The sequence below is a fragment of the Serratia fonticola genome (assembly GCF_001006005.1).
In the GTDB taxonomy this organism is placed as follows: Bacteria; Pseudomonadota; Gammaproteobacteria; order Enterobacterales; family Enterobacteriaceae; genus Chania; species Chania fonticola.
Genome location: NZ_CP011254.1, coordinates 2722385 through 2739910, shown reverse-complemented (window position 1 = coordinate 2739910; position 17526 = coordinate 2722385). Strand labels below are relative to the sequence as shown.

The following is a 17526-nucleotide window of genomic DNA, read 5'->3' as shown; positions in this document are numbered from 1 at the left end:
CTGATAATCGCTTTTCGTCAAGGAACCACAGCCGCTCAGCAGCAGGGGCAACAAGATGGTCAGAGAAAGCTTTTTCATCATCATTCGCGCGCCAGCGCCTCCGTTGGATGAAGACGTGCCGCATTGCGCGCCGGGAAAAAGCCAAAACCCAGGCCGATCAGTGCAGAGAACCCGCAGGCAAGTACCAACGGTGGCCAGGTAAAGATCATCGAGAACTCTTGAGTCACCTGGGAGAAAATTACCCCGGCCAACCCGGAACCAATAATGCCAATCAACCCGCCCAGCGAGCAGATCACCATCGCTTCAATCAGGAACTGGCGCATTATGTCCGCTGGCCGTGCGCCGACTGAAAGACGGATGCCGATCTCGTGGGTACGCTCGGTGACCGAAACCAGCATGATGTTCATCACGCCAACCCCCCCCACCAGCAGTGAAATCCCGGCAATAGCGGTGATCAGCAGATTCATCGAATCCGACGCCTTGCGGATGGCCTGCGTCATCTGATCGTTGGTCTGGGTATAAAAGTCACGCTGGCCATGAGCCTGTTCTACTAGTTTTTCCACTCGTCCCTGTACCTCATGCGGTGAAAGCCCGTCACGTACACGCAAGGTCATGGACTCGATCGGCATATCGCCGGACATGCGCTCCAGCAGCGCGGTATAGGGCATCCAGGCGCCCAGCATCATGCCGCTGAATTTGCCGCCTTTACGCTCGGCAATGCCGATCACCCGGTAAGGCGTACCGCCAAGCTGGATGATTTCCCCTTCTGGTGTTTCATCCGTTTCAAACAGCGTATCGCGTAATTCCGGGTCAATAATCACCACCGGTTCCCGCTCGTCCAGATCGCGCTGGGTAAAACCGTTACCAGAGATAAAATGCAGGCCCTGCACGCGGAAATAGGCATTGCTGATGCCGGAAATCGCCACCATCACCTCTTTGCCACCGCGCACCGCAGCCACGGTTTTGCTGACGACTGGCGACACGCTGTCGACATACTGCTGGCGAGCCAACAGTTCTACATCAGAGACCTTCAGTGCACGGGCAAAGTCAGGCCGTACTTTCCCTCTCCCCTCACCAGGGCGGATCTCCAACGTGCTGTTGCCCAGTTGACCGATCTCCCTAAGAATATTTTGCCGTGCGCCCTCACCCACCGCCATTGACGACACCACGGAAGAGACACCGATAATGATGCCCAACATCGACAGGAAGGCTCTGGCACGGTGCCCCATCAGCGCACGCCAGGCCATCTTGATCGCCTCTTGTACGCTCTGCCAAAACGGCATGCGTCCTGTGGCAGCGACCACCGGTAATACGGGCCGGGTTTTCTGTGGCGCGACCGCTTCATTGCGCCTATCGGCAATAATTTCACCGTCGCTGATTTCAATAATACGCTGCGCCTGGTTGGCGACATCCCGATCGTGGGTGACGATAATGATGGTGTGCCCCGAGCGGTGCAGGGAGTGCAGGATTTCCATCAACTCCTGCCCACTGGCGCGATCGAGCGCACCGGTCGGTTCATCGGCCAGAATAATTTCCGCCCCGTTCATCAACGCGCGGGCAATACTGACGCGCTGCTGTTGCCCGCCGGAGAGCTGCGCCGGTTTGTAGTTCATCCGCTGTTGCAACCCAAGCCGGGTCAGCAGGTATTCGGCACGCGTCTGGCGTTCCGCCGCAGGCATCGCGGTATACAGGGCAGGAATGGCGACGTTTTCGCTGGCGCTCAGATAAGGCATCAGGTGATAACGCTGAAAAATAAACCCGATGTACTGGCTGCGTAACTCGGCCAACTGCTCACTGCTGGCGAGTTGGGTGGAGATACCTTTGATCTGCATCTCACCTTCGGTGGGTTTATCCAGGCAGCCGATGATGTTCATCAACGTGGATTTCCCCGAGCCGGACGCACCAACGATCGCCACCATCTCGCCCGGTTGGATGGAGAGGGAGACATTTTTCAGTACCGCTACGGTCTGCAACCCAGAAACAAAATGCCGGGAGATACCGCTCAGTGAGATCAACGCAGAAGATGGCTTAACCATTGCTAGCGCTCCCCGCCAATACCACGCGGTCGCCCTCTTTCAGCCCTTCTTTTACTTCGGCAAACTGGCGGTCGTTCAGGCCGATGCGCACCCAGCGTGACTCAAGCTGTTTACCGTTCATCACCTGTACCTGATAACGATCTTTACCCTGTTGTTCACCAAAGGCCGCCACCGGGACACGCAGGGCGTTCTTCGCCTGCTCGGTAATGATAAATACCTGGGCGGTCATCGAAGTTCGCAGCAGGCGCTTACTGTTGGCGATAGCAAATACGCCGCTGTAATACACCGCCGAAGCCTGCTGATTGGAGGAACTTGATGCGTTGTCTTCCTGCAAAGCCTCATTGGGGGCTTCCTGGATAGAGCCCATCACGCTTTCGTAGCGCTGTTTTGGATCGGCCACCACGTAAAACCACAGCGGTTGCCCTACGCGCACCTTCAGGATATCGGTCTCCGAAATACGGGTGTGTACCGTCATGGTGTCCACATCCGCCAGCACCAGAATGGTCGGGACGGTTTGTGACGACACGATGGTCTGCCCTTCCTTGGTCACAATACCCAGCACTTCACCGTCGATCGGCGCAACGATGCGGGTAAAGCCCAGATTGGCCTTGGCCGTTTCCAGCTCCATCTGCGCCTGGACGATCTGTGCGTCGTTGACCTTCAACTGGGCAACCTGAGTTTGGAGCTGTGCCTGCGCCCTCTCCAGATCGCTTTTCACGCCTGAACCATCACGATCCAGCCTCAACTGACGCTTCAATTCCTGTTGATATTGCTTGAGCGTTGCCTGGGTGACTTGCTTTTGCGCTTCGGCGCTTTGCAGGGCCGCTTGCGATTTACGCAGTGCGTTCTGTTGCAAGGTCGGGTCAATTTCCGCCAGCAACTGCCCGCGGGTGACACGATCGCCCTGCTTCACATACAGCTTTTGCAATTGCCCGTTAACCTGGGCACCAACGCTGACCTGCAGTGCCGGTTTAAGAATGCCGGTGGCCAGCACGGTTTTTTCGATATCGCCACGGGTGATCTCTTCGGTGTCATAGGTATGATCCTGCGCTGGTGTAGAGACGTACCAGACGATCGCGCCGATCAAGGCCACCAGGCACAGCAAGGCGAGCATTACCAGACGGCGAGCCTTGCCAAACATCTTCAGCTTCATCAGCACACCGCCGTAGTCAGTGTCGGTGATGTTTCGACGCTGGCCACATGGCCATTGCTCACGCGGAACACCCGATCAAACATCGGCAAGACGCTCTCGCTGTGCGTTACGGTGATCAACGTTTTATGGTGCTCACGACAATGTGTCAGCAGAGTGGCCATCACTTGATGCGCCGTTTCTTCATCCAGATTGGCCGTAGGTTCATCAAGCACCAGCACCGGGCGATCGCTGTACATGGCACGTGCTAGCAGCAGGCGTTGGCGTTGCCCCAGAGACAGCCCAGCATGGCTTTCACGGATCAGGGCATTCAGGCCGCCCGGCAATTTCTCGATCACCGGAGCAAGATTCAGCCCTTCCAGCGAACGCTCAATCTGCCGATGCTTTTGTTCATTAAAGTTCTCATCAAACAGCGTGATGTTTTCCAGCACCGTGGCATTGAACAAGATATCCTCCTGGCTTTGCAGGAAAAACAGCGCGTGCACCTGCTGATAATCGAGCGGTTGACCATCCACCATGACGTCCCCTTGCTGTGGTGGCATCAGGCCGGTCATCACCTTCAGCAAGGTGCTTTTACCCGCGCCAGACTCACCGACAATGGCAATGCTTTGCCCCGGCCTGAGCGACAGCGAAAGATCGTGCAGCACCGGTTGCTGGGCGTCATAGGCAAAGGCGATATGGTTATAACGCAGTTGCGAGGTGAACGACGGGATGGGCGCAGGAACCGCATCATTGCCTAACGCCGGTGCAGAACGTGACGGAAACAGATCCCGCGCGCGGGTATCAATCACGTTCAGCTGATTCTTTTGCAGGATGGAATAGAAAATCTTGGTGATGTAAGAGGTGAAGATTTCACGCACAAAGCTATAGGCAAAGAACTCCCCGAGCGTGATAGTTTCGTTTTTCAACAACGGCAGCGCCAGGAACATAAACAGCACCATCTCCAGGCTGCCGATCAACTGATACAGGCTGCTTTTGACCTGCTCGTACATTCTCTGCTGCTGGCGACAGGTAAACAGCGCCAGGGCATATTTGGCAAACAGGCCCTTACGCTGGCTATCGAGCCCAGCGGACTTGATGGTGGCGAACCCTTGAATGCTCTCCAGGATAAAGTCGCTCTGTTCGGCCGTTTTGACCTGCATTTGCTGGGTAAAATAGCGGTCACGATAGATGGCCCAGACGCTAACCAGCCCCATCAGGGTGACACTGATACCAGACACCATCGCCAGCAGCGGGCTCATATAGCACATCACCGCTAGCGCGATGGCACCGATGATCCAGTCGGTACGCAGGCCGTTATCCAGCTCGATTTTAATGCCCGAGGCCATCTGCCAACTGGCAAAACGGCTAAAGACGTCACCCGGCGCACGTTTATCAAAGAAATTCAGTGAATTACTGAGCAAGCGCGAGAAACCGGCCACGCTGTTGACCACCACGAAACGTTTAATAAATCGCTCGGTGATCCAGCGCACGCCGAAGGCCAGCGTGGTCGAAACGACAAACGCCAGCAGGAAGTAAAAATAGGGGAAATCTGTTTTTCCCGCAGAGGAAAAGACCTGGTTGATGGCGCTACTGACCATCGTCGGCATGATAAACAGGGTTAACGAGATCAGAAACGCCAGTATCATCAACCGGTAAATGCCGGGGATACGTGCCGTTTCTTTCAGACTCATGGTGTCGAACATGCGAAAGCGTTTACTGCGCTGCACGTTGGCTAGCGCCTGCGGATCGGGCTGGGTTTCATTGTCCAGCACCAGCGCATAACCGCTGATATCCAGTTTCAGCGCATCAATCGGCAACAGTTGCTGACCAATGCCCGGATTCATCACGCAGACATGGTTGCCTTTACGGTAGGCCAGCACCACGTAATGGCTGGCGCCATAATGCAAAATGGCGGGCAGCGGTAATTCTGCCAGCTCATTATGTTCAAAGGCCACGGGATAAGCGGGCATCGCCAATTCACCCATGATATCGCACAGCCTGGCCAATGAAGTGCCATGCTGTGAGGCCGGATAGCGTTCACGCAGGCTTTCCAGCGAGACATCAATCCCCTGGGTTTCCGCCATCATGGCGATGCAGGCCAGCCCACATTCGTTAGTTTCGCCTTGAAAGACCAGCGTCGGGATTATCTTTTCCATGATCTGACTTCTTCAATTTCCGGTTTATTCATTGATAAAAAATAACGAATGTGCGTGCCATAACAGCCAGTCCTCGGGGTGCCGGACGATCGAACTCTCAACAATTTCCGGCAGTCTGGCTTTCACACTGCGCGCCGGCATCGGCGGATCAATGTGGATTTTTATCTCTTTGTCGTAATACAGGTAATAAAACACCACCTGCGCCGACAGCGCTCGGGCAATGCGGATCACGCCGCTGTGCAAATTGGCCGGGCGATCAAACAGACGGCAACTGAGCTTTGCCGTTTGCGCCGTATTGGTATTGACGGTGTAATCCGGCGAAATATCCGGGAAAATAATGATATTGCGTTGATGATCGGCCGCTTCCATAATCGCGCCCATCAGATTGCCGGCAATTTCCCGGTTATCATCATGGATCGAGCAATAGGACAGGTTAACGCCCCCTAATTCCCGCGCCCTGGCGTGATACACCTCCACGCTCACGGAGACAATCGCCGTTGCCTGTCCCGGAAATACCCCGGCACCGACCATACCGGCCAGCACGTCAGAGAGCATATGCAGCGGTGCCAGCACCACTGGGTGCCCTGCCTGATGCAAAGGCTCGACGACCGCATTAAGCTCTGCCTGGCAGCGAGCCAGTTGGGCTGCGACCTGAGGGCTCTGACCATAGGTTGCGGCCAGCTCCAATAAACGGCGGCGCTGACTGGTGCGGGCAAAATTCCCTTGGTAGTCAGCCCCGAGCAGGGATTGCTTATTCGCCTCGGCCACAAAGGCACGCCGACGATCGCCCCGGTCATTTAATCGCAGCCAGCGCCCCAGCGCCCCCAGCCCAAGGAACCAACGGTAGTTGCCGTGATGCAGTAGCCAACAAACCGTCTTGCCGTATGCTCTGCGCAAGGGCAATGAACCGCGTGCTAGGGTTGTGAGCGCCTCTCTCCACGCCAGATACACCCACACGGCAAATAAACGCATTATTGCTCCAGCGGTTTGTCATGCTGTAACAGTGACAGCAGATGATCGGCAAACTCAGGGAAATCGCGATCCTGCACGGCCATCCACTTTTTGTTGACGATAAACGTTGGGGTCGCCTTGAGTTGGTAATGCCCGGATATTTTGGTCATATAGTCCAGTAGTTCTGCCACCTGCGGTGTCTGGCTGGCTTTGTTATAGGCAGCAAGATCGATACCGTTTTTCGTTAACCATTTATCGCGATTGACTGGATTACTCAGATCGATTTTATCTTTGATTATGGCGTTATAAGCGCTCTCACGGTGCTGTGGTTCAATACCCATCACCGTCAGGGTGGCAAACAACGGGGCAAAGCTCGCCAGGCCATCATTGTTCAGGTTGGCGATATGCACACGGACCAGTTGAGTCCCGGCTGGCATCCGCGCTTCCATCTTGGCTACATTCTCTTCGTTCAAGGCGCAATAGTGGCAGCCGTAAGAGAAGATCTCGACAATCGTATTATCCGTGTTTATCGGGCTGGTTTTAACGTCGCTCTCGCTGACCATAGTCAGAGCCTGTTGTTCTGGACCTGAGTTCTGATTCAGCACAAAATAGTGAAAATAAGCCGTGGTGATCAGCGAAGATATAATAATAACCAAAAGGGTATAGGCGAAAAGATAAAATGGCTTCTTGAACATGAGCGCTACGTCCTAAATTACATATACCCAAAATCTTTCAAGGTTGCATGTGAATAATCACAAACCTTAATGTATAAGGGTAAATCGATTAGCACTTAATAACGGAGGGATATTGATTGTTTTAGTCAGGCAGGCTGCAATAATCCTTGCAGCAGTCACATCCCTGTCCATTAAAAATGCACGAGAATCAAACAGGCTGATGCGATAAACCCTACCGCACCAGCACTGGCATTAGTTCCTGTTAAACAGGAAACCAACGTTTACATTATGGCTTCAGTGCACAATTGGCCAAAGAAACTGGCGCGCTGTCAACGCTAACAACCTTGCCATCTTTGTCTACACAAGTGGTAACGGCATTACAAGTAGATGGAGTCAGGTTTACATACTCAACGCTACAGGTTTTGCAGGTGCCGCCAACGATTGTGCTAGCTTCAGAAACGTTTAATTTTTTCACAACATCATCCTTATATAAAAGTGAAATAAATAGCCCTAGTTATGTCTATCATCAACGATAGAACAAATCTGCGCTCAATATAAAGGCACGATAACCCATGCCTTTATTAAAGCGCAGAATATATGATATTTATTAACTTCTCTGTTACGGCGAGGGCAAAGATACCGTGATCTCTAAAACAGATCAATGGTATTTTTATTGATAAATATTATATAAGAATTATATTACGGAATTATTGATAAAGGAGTATTCTTAGAAAGATCAGGGATCACACTCTAAAAATCAGGGTTAAACCCTACCTTTATCGCATTAATTAAAAAAAGCCAAATACAGGATTATTCTTACCTCATAAGAATAATCATATCTCATGAGTGGGAAATTTTAGAGAAAAAATGGACACTCCCCAGCTCAGTCAACGGCTCTAGCGGATGAGGTAATACGCAAACAGGCATCATTTCCTCCCGGTTGTGATGCACTACGCATTATTTTTCAACGCCGCGTAACACGGACGTATTGTGGTGGAACAGCCACGCATAATCCGCATTCCTCCCTCGCTACCCGCTGTTAGCCATTTTAACGTTGCCTCCTGATGACACGGAGGAAACAACAGATGGAAACACAACGCGGTTTTACCCTGATCGAATTAATGGTGGTTATTGCCATCGTCGCCATCCTCAGCGCCATTGGCATTCCCGCCTATCAGCGCTATATCCAGAAGGCCGCCATGACCGATATGTTGCAAGCCATGGTGCCGTACAAAATGGCGGTTGAATTGTGCGCATTGGAAGGCGGTGGCCCGTCTGGCTGCGATGCTGGCAGCAAAGGGATCCCTGCCGGGGCGACAACACGTTACGTCAGCAGTATCAAGGTCACAGGGGGAACCATCAGCCTGGTCGGCACACAAAGCCTGCAAGGCCTGACGGTGACGCTGGCTCCCACAATGGACGCTACCGGCCCGATGCGCTGGACACGCCAATGCAGCAGTAGTAACACCAGCCTGCAGGAAACCTGCCAGGAAGTTTTCCGTTTTGATGATGCAGCGCAGTAAAGGAGGGGCGGCATGGAAATCAGCGATGAAATCCACGCGCTGTGCCAACGCTATCAGGCACTGGCACTCAGCGAAGACGAGCAGCGGCTGACTATCGCCCTGCATGGTGAAATCCCTGCGGCACTGGTGAGCGCTCTGCGTTTTGCCACCGGCAAAAGCGTGGGGATTGAGCAATGGCCCGTTGCCCGGCTGGAACAGGCGCAGAACCAGCGGCAATCCCACGCTCTGGTTCCACCACCGGAAAATACCGAGGAGCGGCCCCCTTCGCTTAACGACGATAGCGACACGCCGGTGGTGCAATTTATTAATCAAACGCTGCGTAGCGCCATTCAACGGCGTGCCTCTGACGTGCATTTTGAACCCTATCAGCAGCGATTCCGCGTCAGACTCAGGATTGACGGAGTGCTGCAGGCAATCGCCTCTCCACCCTTTTCTCTGGCGGCCAGGATCACTGCCAGGCTAAAGATCATGGGGCAACTGGATATCGCCGAGCGCCGCCTGCCACAGGACGGCCAACTCAGCGTGCAACTGGATAATGCCAGTTTCTCAATGCGGATCTCCACCTTACCCACGCTGCACGGCGAAAAGGTGGTACTGAGGATCCTGCAAACCGATCGCCAGGAGCTGCCGCTCGAGCAGCTTGGTATGAGCCTGGAAGCACTTGGGTGGTATGCCAATGCCCTCTGCAACCCGCAAGGCATGATCCTGGTGACCGGCCCGACCGGCAGCGGTAAAACCGTGACGCTGTACAGCGGGTTACGCCAGTTGAACGATGCACAGAGCAACCTGTGCAGTGTTGAAGATCCTATCGAGATCCCGGTGTTCGGCATTAACCAGACGCAGATCAACAGCAAAACCGATCTGGACTTCGCTCGCGTGTTACGGGCCCTGCTGCGCCAGGATCCGGATGTCATCATGATCGGCGAGATCCGCGATAAAGAAACGGCAGAAATTGCCGTCAAGGCGGCACAAACCGGGCATTTGGTGCTATCGACCCTGCACACCAACTCCACCTGCGAAACGCTGACCCGCCTGACCCAAATGGGCATTCCCGGTTACCTGCTGGCGGCCTGCCTGAAACTGGTGATCGCCCAACGCCTGGTGCGGCGTTTGTGCCCCCATTGCCGCTATCCACAAGTTGAGATCCTGCACTTCCCGGCCACCATTTGGCCGGAACCCCTGATCCCGTGGCGCGCGGCCGGCTGTGAGCATTGCTTTGGCGGTTATTACGGCCGGATCGGCGTTTACGAACTGCTGAAGATCACGCCCGAAATCCAAAATGCCCTGATGCAAAATGCCTCGGTGATCCAGTTAGCCGATATCGCACAGCAGCAGGGTCAAACAACGCTGTTGCAAGCGGGCCTGGAGCTGGTCGCCCAGGGGATAACCTCGCTGGAGGAACTGTACCGCGTGGTCGGGGTGACCACACAGGGTGAGAGCACAGCATGAAAACTCGCCGTCTGTTTGCTTGGCAAGCCATCGACAGCCAAGGTGGAATTCGCCATGGCGAACTGCTGGCGGAGGAGAAAAACCAGGTCTATCAGCATTTGCTGGAGCAAGGATTGCAGCCTTACCAACTGGGGGCGGGGAAACGGATCTCTGCACGTCAATGGCGTGGCGAGCCAATGATCCAATTCACCCGTCAGTTGGCTACCTTGTTGCAAGCCGGGTTACCGCTGGTCAACAGCCTACAGTTGCTGGCTCAGGAGCATCAGTCGGCAGCCTGGCGCTGTCTGTTGCTGGAAATCAGCAATAGCGTGGCGATGGGGCAGCCCTTTTCCGAAGTGATTGCAGATCAACATCGCGTATTCCCCCTAATCTACCGCCAACTGATCGCCATCGGCGAATTGACGGGCAATCTGGATCGCTGCTGCCTACAGTTGGCACAGCAACAGGAAGCCCAGCAAAGGCTACAGAAAAAGGTGCTGAAGGCGCTGCGCTACCCGCTGTTTATCTGCCTGGTGGCCATTTCAGTCACCATTCTGATGTTGGTGATGGTGCTGCCGGAGTTTGCCAAGATTTATCAATCATTCGACGCCCCGTTGCCCTGGTTTACTCAAGGGCTGCTGGCACTGTCCGGCGCATTGATCGCTACCGGGCCTTATCTATTGCTCACAGTGGCTGGGCTGGCAGGATTTTATTGGCGCAGGTTGCATCCGTTAACAAATTGGCAGCAACGTGAGCAGGCGATGCTGCTACGCATCCCGTTGATTGCCTCGTTGGTCAAGGGCAATTGCCTGAGCCAGGTGTTCCGTATTCTGGCCATGACACAGCAGGCAGGATTGACGCTGGTGGCAGGGCTAAGCGCCGCGAAGCTATCGGTGAATATTGTGTTTTATTGCCAGGCGCTGACGGCGATCGAACAGCAGCTCTCGCAAGGGTATCCCTTCCACAGCGCGCTAGCTCAACAACCGCTGTTTCCTTCGCTATGCCAGCAATTAGTGCGGGTGGGAGAAGAGTCCGGCACGCTCGATATCCTGTTGGACAAGCTGGCGCTTTGGCACGAACAACAGACCTATGAGCTCGCCGATACGCTGGCACAAACGCTGGAGCCGTTGTTGATGATAGTGGTTGGCGGGATTGTAGGTACGTTGGTGATCGCGATGTATTTGCCGATATTCCAATTGGGGAATGTATTGGGATAATGCTTTCAATTTTCGCCCTGTTTGATACGGGCACAGCATTGCTGCGCCCCTACCAGGTCAGGCAATTATTTGCTGCCGAAAACGCGGTTTTCCTGCTCCGCAACGCGGATAAAGGTGGTGCGTTTGGTCAGCTCTTTCAGGCGCTCTGCGCCCACATAAGTACAGGCAGAACGCAGGCCACCGAGGATATCGCGCACGGTAAACTCGACTTCACCACGCAGCGGCAGCTTGACGGTTTTACCTTCCGCAGCACGGTAGCCGGCTACCCCGCCCACATGGCGTTTCATGGCAGACTCTGAGCTCATACCGTAGAACAGCATGAATTTCTCACCGTTCTCTTCCACCACGGTGCCTTCACATTCGTCGTGCCCGGCCAACATCCCACCCAGCATGACAAAGTCTGCGCCGCCGCCGAAGGCTTTTGCTACATCACCCGGTACAGAACAACCGCCATCACTGACAATCTGCCCGCCCAGACCGTGTGCGGCATCGGCACATTCGATCACCGCGGAAAGCTGCGGATAGCCCACGCCAGTTTTCACACGGGTGGTACAGACCGAACCAGGACCAATCCCGACCTTGACGATGTCGGCACCGGACAGCACCAGCTCTTCCACCATTTCACCGGTAACCACGTTACCCGCGCAGATCACATGGCTAGGGCAAGCTTCACGGGCTTTTTTCAGGAAGGCAACAAAGTGTTCGGAATAGCCGTTGGCCACGTCGATGCAGATAAACTTCAACGCTGGGGAAAGTGCCAGGATCTGCTTCATCTTGACGAAGTCGGCTTCAGAAGTACCGGTAGACACCATCACATGACGCAACACGGAGTCGGACGAGCGCTGAACAAACTCGGCCCATTGCTCAACGGTGTAGTGTTTATGAACGGCGGTGAGAACGTCGAAGGTTGCCAGGGCCTCGGCCATGCGGAAGGTGCCAACCGTATCCATATTGGCGGCAATAATCGGCACACCGGACCAGTTGTAACCTGAATGTTTGAAGGTAAACTGGCGCTCCAGTTCAACTTCCGAGCGGCTTTTCAGCGTGGAACGCTTTGGGCGGATCAACACATCTTTAAAGCCTAACTTCAAATCTTCTTCAATACGCATGACTTATGATTTCCTGGTTTTTGGCGACGGATCGCAAGGGGATTTCGAACCACTACCCTATGAATTTCAAGTTTTACCTTGAAAGGCGGCGGGTATTGTTATTGCCAGTTCCAGTGGTGTTATCATACGCACTAATAATCGCTCGGCAAGACTGCGATTTCGCCTTTATTTACGGTACAATCCCACAAATTTACCTGTGACATCCCAATGTGATTGCCGCCTCATTTTCCCAATCCCGCGGCTCAAATTACCCCTCTCAAAACACCAGGCGCAGGGCAAGTCACACGCACCCGCTTGCACTTCTGCGCGATCGCTTTATGATTCGTTTATAATTTTTGGTGAATATCAGGATCCCTTCGGCCATGTCCTACACTGTTGCATTAACCGGCGGTATCGGCAGCGGTAAGTCCACCGTTGCCAACGCCTTTGCACGTTTTGGCGTGGCCATTGTGGATGCGGATATCATTGCTCGCCAGGTGGTTGAGCCTGGAACCCCGGCATTGGACGCCATTGCAGCACATTTTGGTAATGAAATGTTGCTGATGGACGGATCCCTCAACCGTGCGGCTTTGCGTCAGAGGATCTTCAGCGATCCCGACGAAAAGCGCTGGCTAAACCAGTTGCTGCACCCGCAGATCCAGCGGGAAACGCAACGCCAACTAGCCAACGCCCAGAGTTGTTACGTACTATGGGTAGTCCCCTTGCTGGTAGAAAACGGCCTGCAGGATCGTGCCGACCGCGTTTTAGTGGTGGATGTCGACAGCGAAACACAATTAGCCAGAACCATGGCCCGCGACGGCATCAGCCGTCAGCAGGCACTGAATATTCTGTCTGCACAGGCCACGCGCGAACAACGTCTGGCCGTGGCGGATGACGTAATTGACAATAGCGGTAGCGCACAAGGAATTGAATCCCATGTCGCCGCATTGCATCAACACTATCTTGAGCTGGCAACCTCAGCGACCCGACAGGATCACACCGAATGAGTGACGCTTCCCCGACCGTTCTCTTTGAACACCCGTTAAACGAAAAAATGCGCACCTGGCTGCGGATCGAGTTTTTATTACAACAACTGCATGGCCAAAGAGCACTGAGCGAAACCGCTATCGCCCTGACCTTTTTCCGTACCGTTGCGGACCTGCTGGACGTATTGGAACGTGGCGAAGTACGCACCGAACTGCTCAAAGAGCTGGAACGCCAGCAGCAAAAATTACTGCAGTGGGCAGAATTGCCCGGTGTGGATATCTCGGTGGTCAATCAGCTACGCAGCCAGCTGAAAGGCTGTGCATCTGCGCTGATGTCTGCCCCGCGTATGGGCCAGGCGCTGCGTGAAGACCGGCTGATTAGCCTGGTTCGCCAACGTCTGAGCATCCCTGGCGGTTGTTGCAGCTTTGATTTGCCTACGCTGCATATGTGGATGCACGTAGCGCAGCATGAACGTGATGCGGACGTGGCAGAGTGGTTGCAAACCCTCGAACCCTTGAATCAGGCGCTGACCATCGTGTTGGATCTGGTGCGCCAGGCCGGGCCGTTTCGTAATCAGATCAGCCTCAACGGCTTCTTCCAGGATAACGCCGAAGGGGCAGATCTGTTACGCTTGCGTATTAATCTGGCTTACCAGCTTTACCCGCAGATTTCCGGCCACAAGACGCGCTATGCCATCCGTTTCCTGCCGCTAGACAGCGAAAACGGCACAGTGCCGGAGCGTCTTACCTTTGAGCTGGCCTGCTGCTAACACACTGAATTACCCCCTTTAACTATCCGAGGGAGAAAGGAATGAATATGACCGTAGTAAAATGCCCAACCTGTGGCAAAGGCGTGGTTTGGGGTGAAGTCAGCCCGTATCGCCCGTTCTGCTGCAAGCGCTGCCAGTTGATCGATCTCGGTGAATGGGCCGATGAAGAGAAACGCATTCCCAGCAATAATGAGCTGAATGAAAGCGAAGATTGGAGTGAAGAGGATAAGGATAGTTAAAACGACGTCATTAGGCCTGGCGCTGCCAGGCCTAAAATGCATTACGCGGCACTGGCCTGCGCCACCAACAGTCTAATGATACTGACGTTGGCTTCGGGGAACTCTTCCTCGCGCAGGTCGGCCTGTTTCACCCAGCGCATCGGCTGGCCTTCACGGCCATAGGGCTCGCCCTTCCAATCCTCTACCAGATAGAAATTCAGCGTCACGATCCGATCGGTAAAGCGGTGCTCCAGCACTTCCAGTAACCGTGCCTGATTGGCGTGGATCCCGGTTTCTTCCAGCAACTCGCGGCCTAATGCCTGCTCTGGCGTTTCGCCCTGCTCAATCTTGCCGCCAGGGAATTCCCAAAAGCCGGCCATATGCGAATCCGCAGCGCGGCGTGTGATAAAGATTTCCTGCTGCGGGTTACGGATAATCCCTACGGCGATGTTCAGGTGCTTCATCGCATCCTCCAGATGTTACCACTTAAAAAAAGGGCTCAGCATGCTGAGCCCTTCGACTGATGTCATATACAAGGGCGCAGCAGGCGGCGCCCCTATGTTGTGACCCGGCTTACTTTTGCAAGCGGCCGTGGCACTGCTTGTATTTCTTACCGGAACCGCATGGGCAAGGATCGTTACGCCCTACTTTACGTTCGGCGACAGCCGGAGCGTTCGGATCGGTGACCGCCAGGGCATTTTCTTCCTGGTGGCTCAGCTGTTGCTGGCGTGCCAGACGCTCTGCCTCTTCACGACGTTGCAGCTCCAGGGCTTCAACCTCTTCCGGCATGCGTACCTGAACCTTGCTCAACACGCTGATCACTTCATATTTCAGCGATTCCAGCATGGTGGCAAACATGTTGAAGGACTCACGCTTGTATTCCTGCTTCGGATCTTTTTGCGCATAGCCACGCAGGTGGATACCCTGACGCAGGTAATCCATCGCCGCCAGGTGCTCTTTCCACAGGGAATCCAGCGTCTGCAGCATCACGCCTTTTTCGAAGTTGCGCATCATTTCGGCGCCAACAACCTCTTCTTTGCGCAGGTAATCTTCCTTCGCCTTCGCCATGATGCGCTCACGCAGCGTTTCTTCGTGCAGCTCAGGCTCTTTATCCAACCACTCGGCGATCGGCATATCCAGATCGAAGTCGTTTTTCAGGCGTTCTTCCAGCCCTTTCACGTCCCACATTTCTTCCAGCGACTGCGGCGGAATGTAGCTGTCGATGGTGGTTTTGAACACGTCTTCACGGATGCTGTTGATGGTTTCGCTCACATCGGACACGTCGAGCAATTCGTTACGCTGGCTGTAGATCGCACGGCGCTGATCGTTGGCCACATCATCATATTCCAGCAGTTGCTTACGAATATCGAAGTTACGGCTTTCAACCTTGCGTTGCGCATTGGCAATGGCTTTGGTGACCCACGGGTGCTCGATGGCTTCGCCATCCTTCATACCCAGTTTACGCATCATGCCAGAAACACGATCCGAGGCGAAAATACGCATCAGCGCATCTTCCATTGACAGGTAGAAGCGGGAAGAACCGGCATCACCCTGACGGCCAGAACGGCCACGCAACTGGTTGTCGATACGGCGTGATTCGTGACGTTCGGTACCGATAATGTGCAGGCCACCAGCGGCCAGTACGGCGTCGTGACGAATTTTCCAGGCCGCTTTAATTTCGGCAATCTGCTCTTCCGTCGGCTCTTCCAGATGGGAGAGTTCACTCTGCCAGCTGCCGCCCAACACGATATCGGTACCACGACCGGCCATGTTGGTGGCGATGGTTACTGCGGCAGTCTGACCCGCATTGGCCACAATATCCGCTTCCATGGCGTGGAATTTGGCGTTCAGAACCTTGTGTTCGATCCCTGCCTTGGTCAGCTCACGGGAAACCACTTCGGATTTCTCAATCGAGATGGTCCCCACCAGCACAGGCTGGCCGTTGGCAGTACGCTCACGGATATCTTCGATGATCGCCGCGATCTTCTCTTTTTCGGTCATGTAGACCAGATCCGGCATATCTTTACGGATCATTGGGCGGTTGGTCGGCACCACGATGGTATCGAGCTTGTAGATGGAGCTGAATTCGAAGGCTTCGGTGTCCGCTGTACCGGTCATCCCGGCCAGCTTCTCGTAGAGACGGAAGTAGTTCTGGAAGGTGATCGAAGCCAGCGTCTGGTTCTCGTTCTGGATCTCTACGCCTTCTTTGGCTTCTACCGCCTGGTGCAGACCGTCGGACCAGCGGCGGCCCTGCATGGTACGGCCGGTATGTTCGTCAACGATAATGACTTCACCGTCTTTAACGATATAGTCAACGTCGCGGGTGAACAGCACGTGGGCACGCAGCGCGGCGGTGACGTGGTGCATCAGCATGATGTTGGTTGGTGAATACAGCGATTCGCCCTCATCCATGATGCCCGCTTCCATCAGCATCTCTTCGATCATGATCAGGCCGCGTTCGGTCAGGTGCACCTGGCGCGCTTTTTCATCGACTGAGAAGTGCCCTTCACCCTGGAAGGTGTCGGAGTCTTCTTTTTCCTGACGGATCAGCTGTGGGATCAGCTTGTTAACACGCTTATACATCTCTGAGCTGTCTTCGGCCGGGCCGGAGATGATCAGCGGCGTACGCGCTTCGTCGATCAGGATGGAGTCAACCTCATCCACCAGCGCATAGTGCAGCTTACGCTGTACGCGCTCTTCCGGGCTGAACGCCATGTTGTCACGCAGGTAGTCAAAGCCGTATTCGTTATTGGTACCGTAAGTGATATCTGCAGCATAAGCTTCACGCTTGGCCGGAGCAGGCATGCCAGGCAGGTTGATACCCACGCTCAACCCCAGGAACTCGAACAACGGACGGTTGTTTTCGGCGTCACGCTGGGCCAGGTAGTCGTTGACGGTAACCACGTGCACGCCACGGCCGCTCAGGGCGTTCAGATAGGCAGGCAGGGTTGCGGTCAGGGTTTTACCTTCACCGGTACGCATCTCGGCGATACAGCGGTCGTTGAGCACCATCCCGCCCAGCAGCTGTACGTCGAAGTGACGCATGCCGAAGACTCGCTTACTGGCCTCACGCACTACGGCGAAGGCTTCCGGGATCAGGCTTTCCAGCACTTCGCCCTTTTTCAGACGCGCGCGGAACTCATCGGTCTTGGCCTGCAGTTCGCTATCAGACAGTTTTTCCATGTCTGGTTCCATACGGTTGATCATCTCAACCGCTTTGCGCATGCGGCGCAGGGTACGATCGTTGCTGCTACCAAAAACTTTGGTCAATAGTTTGATTAACATGATTCTTTATATCTCTTACGCGACGACACCATAATGGCCGTCAACAAGCTGTTGTGTTGTTT

The 17526-nt window shown here is 54.4% G+C and carries 15 protein-coding genes; 6 read left to right on the top strand and 9 right to left on the bottom strand.

Features of this window, described 5'->3' with window-relative positions; all coding sequences use genetic code 11:
- Positions 1-80: 80 nt before the first annotated feature.
- The 6 genes from WN53_RS12170 to WN53_RS27275 all read right to left on the bottom strand — a co-directional run bounded on the left by WN53_RS12170 (position 81) and on the right by WN53_RS27275 (position 7424).
- Entirely contained in the window at positions 81-2036 is a 1956-nt protein-coding gene (locus WN53_RS12170; RefSeq protein WP_037411478.1) for a MacB family efflux pump subunit, read from the bottom strand.
- Positions 2029-3189 carry an efflux RND transporter periplasmic adaptor subunit gene (locus tag WN53_RS12165; RefSeq protein ID WP_024483508.1) on the bottom strand — a complete coding sequence of 387 codons (1161 nt, stop codon included), beginning with the start codon at positions 3187-3189 and terminating at the stop codon, positions 2029-2031. Before WN53_RS12165 ends, WN53_RS12170 begins: the two co-directional genes overlap by 8 nt.
- Entirely contained in the window at positions 3189-5324 is a 2136-nt protein-coding gene (locus WN53_RS12160) for a peptidase domain-containing ABC transporter (RefSeq protein WP_024483509.1), read from the bottom strand. The genes WN53_RS12165 and WN53_RS12160 overlap by 1 nt, the downstream gene beginning before the upstream one ends.
- Positions 5325-5348: 24 nt before the next feature.
- On the bottom strand, positions 5349-6296 hold the full coding sequence (locus WN53_RS12155) for a lysophospholipid acyltransferase family protein (protein WP_024483510.1): 948 nt from the start codon (positions 6294-6296) through the stop codon (positions 5349-5351).
- Positions 6296-6970: a DsbA family protein gene (locus WN53_RS12150; RefSeq protein ID WP_024483511.1), complete on the bottom strand. Its 675-nt coding sequence runs from the start codon at positions 6968-6970 to the stop codon at positions 6296-6298. The genes WN53_RS12155 and WN53_RS12150 overlap by 1 nt, the downstream gene beginning before the upstream one ends.
- A 265-nt stretch (positions 6971-7235) precedes the next feature.
- Complete coding sequence (locus WN53_RS27275; RefSeq protein WP_071784939.1) at positions 7236-7424, bottom strand: DUF4762 family protein; 189 nt, start codon at positions 7422-7424, stop codon at positions 7236-7238.
- Between the two features lie 610 nt (positions 7425-8034).
- On the opposite strand from WN53_RS27275, the gene ppdD reads away from it, so the two are divergent.
- From ppdD to hofC, 3 genes are read left to right on the top strand one after another with little or no spacing between them, the layout of a single operon-like run.
- Positions 8035-8472: a prepilin peptidase-dependent pilin gene (gene ppdD / locus WN53_RS12145; RefSeq protein WP_024483512.1), complete on the top strand. Its 438-nt coding sequence runs from the start codon at positions 8035-8037 to the stop codon at positions 8470-8472.
- Positions 8473-8484: 12 nt separating this feature from the next.
- A complete protein-coding gene (gspE, locus tag WN53_RS12140; RefSeq protein ID WP_024483513.1) occupies positions 8485-9921 on the top strand; it encodes a type II secretion system protein GspE in 1437 nt (478 codons plus the stop codon).
- Positions 9918-11117: a protein transport protein HofC gene (gene hofC, locus WN53_RS12135; protein WP_024483514.1), complete on the top strand. Its 1200-nt coding sequence runs from the start codon at positions 9918-9920 to the stop codon at positions 11115-11117. The genes gspE and hofC overlap by 4 nt, the downstream gene beginning before the upstream one ends.
- Positions 11118-11182: 65 nt before the next feature.
- Here hofC and WN53_RS12130 read toward each other — a convergent pair whose 3' ends face one another.
- Positions 11183-12226 carry a GMP reductase gene (locus tag WN53_RS12130; protein ID WP_021179338.1) on the bottom strand — a complete coding sequence of 348 codons (1044 nt, stop codon included), beginning with the start codon at positions 12224-12226 and terminating at the stop codon, positions 11183-11185.
- Positions 12227-12588: 362 nt separating this feature from the next.
- Between WN53_RS12130 and coaE the strand changes: the two genes are divergently transcribed.
- From coaE to yacG, 3 genes are read left to right on the top strand one after another with little or no spacing between them, the layout of a single operon-like run.
- Positions 12589-13212, top strand: a complete 624-nt coding sequence (gene coaE / locus WN53_RS12125) for a dephospho-CoA kinase (protein WP_024483515.1) — start codon at positions 12589-12591, stop codon at positions 13210-13212.
- Entirely contained in the window at positions 13209-13961 is a 753-nt protein-coding gene (gene zapD, locus WN53_RS12120; RefSeq protein WP_024483516.1) for a cell division protein ZapD, read from the top strand. The genes coaE and zapD overlap by 4 nt, the downstream gene beginning before the upstream one ends.
- 41 nt (positions 13962-14002) lie before the next feature.
- Positions 14003-14200, top strand: coding sequence for a DNA gyrase inhibitor YacG (yacG, locus tag WN53_RS12115; RefSeq protein WP_235166935.1), 198 nt, complete (start codon positions 14003-14005; stop codon positions 14198-14200).
- Between the two features lie 41 nt (positions 14201-14241).
- On the opposite strand, the gene mutT is transcribed toward yacG, so the two are convergent.
- Complete coding sequence (gene mutT / locus WN53_RS12110; RefSeq protein ID WP_024483518.1) at positions 14242-14643, bottom strand: 8-oxo-dGTP diphosphatase MutT; 402 nt, start codon at positions 14641-14643, stop codon at positions 14242-14244.
- A 109-nt stretch (positions 14644-14752) separates the two neighbouring features.
- On the bottom strand, positions 14753-17464 hold the full coding sequence (gene secA / locus WN53_RS12105; RefSeq protein ID WP_024483519.1) for a preprotein translocase subunit SecA: 2712 nt from the start codon (positions 17462-17464) through the stop codon (positions 14753-14755).
- Positions 17465-17526 lie beyond the last annotated feature (62 nt).

Bases quoted from the DNA above. Each gene is read 5' to 3' on its own strand.
- gspE (WP_024483513.1), top strand. From the start codon at position 8,485: ATGGAAATCAGCGATGAAATCCACGCGCTGTGCCAACGCTATCAGGCA.
- secA (WP_024483519.1), bottom strand. From the start codon at position 17,464: ATGTTAATCAAACTATTGACCAAAGTTTTTGGTAGCAGCAACGATCGT.
- coaE (WP_024483515.1), top strand. From the start codon at position 12,589: ATGTCCTACACTGTTGCATTAACCGGCGGTATCGGCAGCGGTAAGTCC.
- WN53_RS12155 (WP_024483510.1), bottom strand. From the start codon at position 6,296: ATGCGTTTATTTGCCGTGTGGGTGTATCTGGCGTGGAGAGAGGCGCTC.
- WN53_RS12130 (WP_021179338.1), bottom strand. From the start codon at position 12,226: ATGCGTATTGAAGAAGATTTGAAGTTAGGCTTTAAAGATGTGTTGATC.
- WN53_RS12170 (WP_037411478.1), bottom strand. From the start codon at position 2,036: ATGGTTAAGCCATCTTCTGCGTTGATCTCACTGAGCGGTATCTCCCGG.
- WN53_RS12160 (WP_024483509.1), bottom strand. From the start codon at position 5,324: ATGGAAAAGATAATCCCGACGCTGGTCTTTCAAGGCGAAACTAACGAA.
- mutT (WP_024483518.1), bottom strand. From the start codon at position 14,643: ATGAAGCACCTGAACATCGCCGTAGGGATTATCCGTAACCCGCAGCAG.
- zapD (WP_024483516.1), top strand. From the start codon at position 13,209: ATGAGTGACGCTTCCCCGACCGTTCTCTTTGAACACCCGTTAAACGAA.
- hofC (WP_024483514.1), top strand. From the start codon at position 9,918: ATGAAAACTCGCCGTCTGTTTGCTTGGCAAGCCATCGACAGCCAAGGT.
- ppdD (WP_024483512.1), top strand. From the start codon at position 8,035: ATGGAAACACAACGCGGTTTTACCCTGATCGAATTAATGGTGGTTATT.
- WN53_RS12165 (WP_024483508.1), bottom strand. From the start codon at position 3,189: ATGAAGCTGAAGATGTTTGGCAAGGCTCGCCGTCTGGTAATGCTCGCC.
- yacG (WP_235166935.1), top strand. From the start codon at position 14,003: ATGAATATGACCGTAGTAAAATGCCCAACCTGTGGCAAAGGCGTGGTT.
- WN53_RS12150 (WP_024483511.1), bottom strand. From the start codon at position 6,970: ATGTTCAAGAAGCCATTTTATCTTTTCGCCTATACCCTTTTGGTTATT.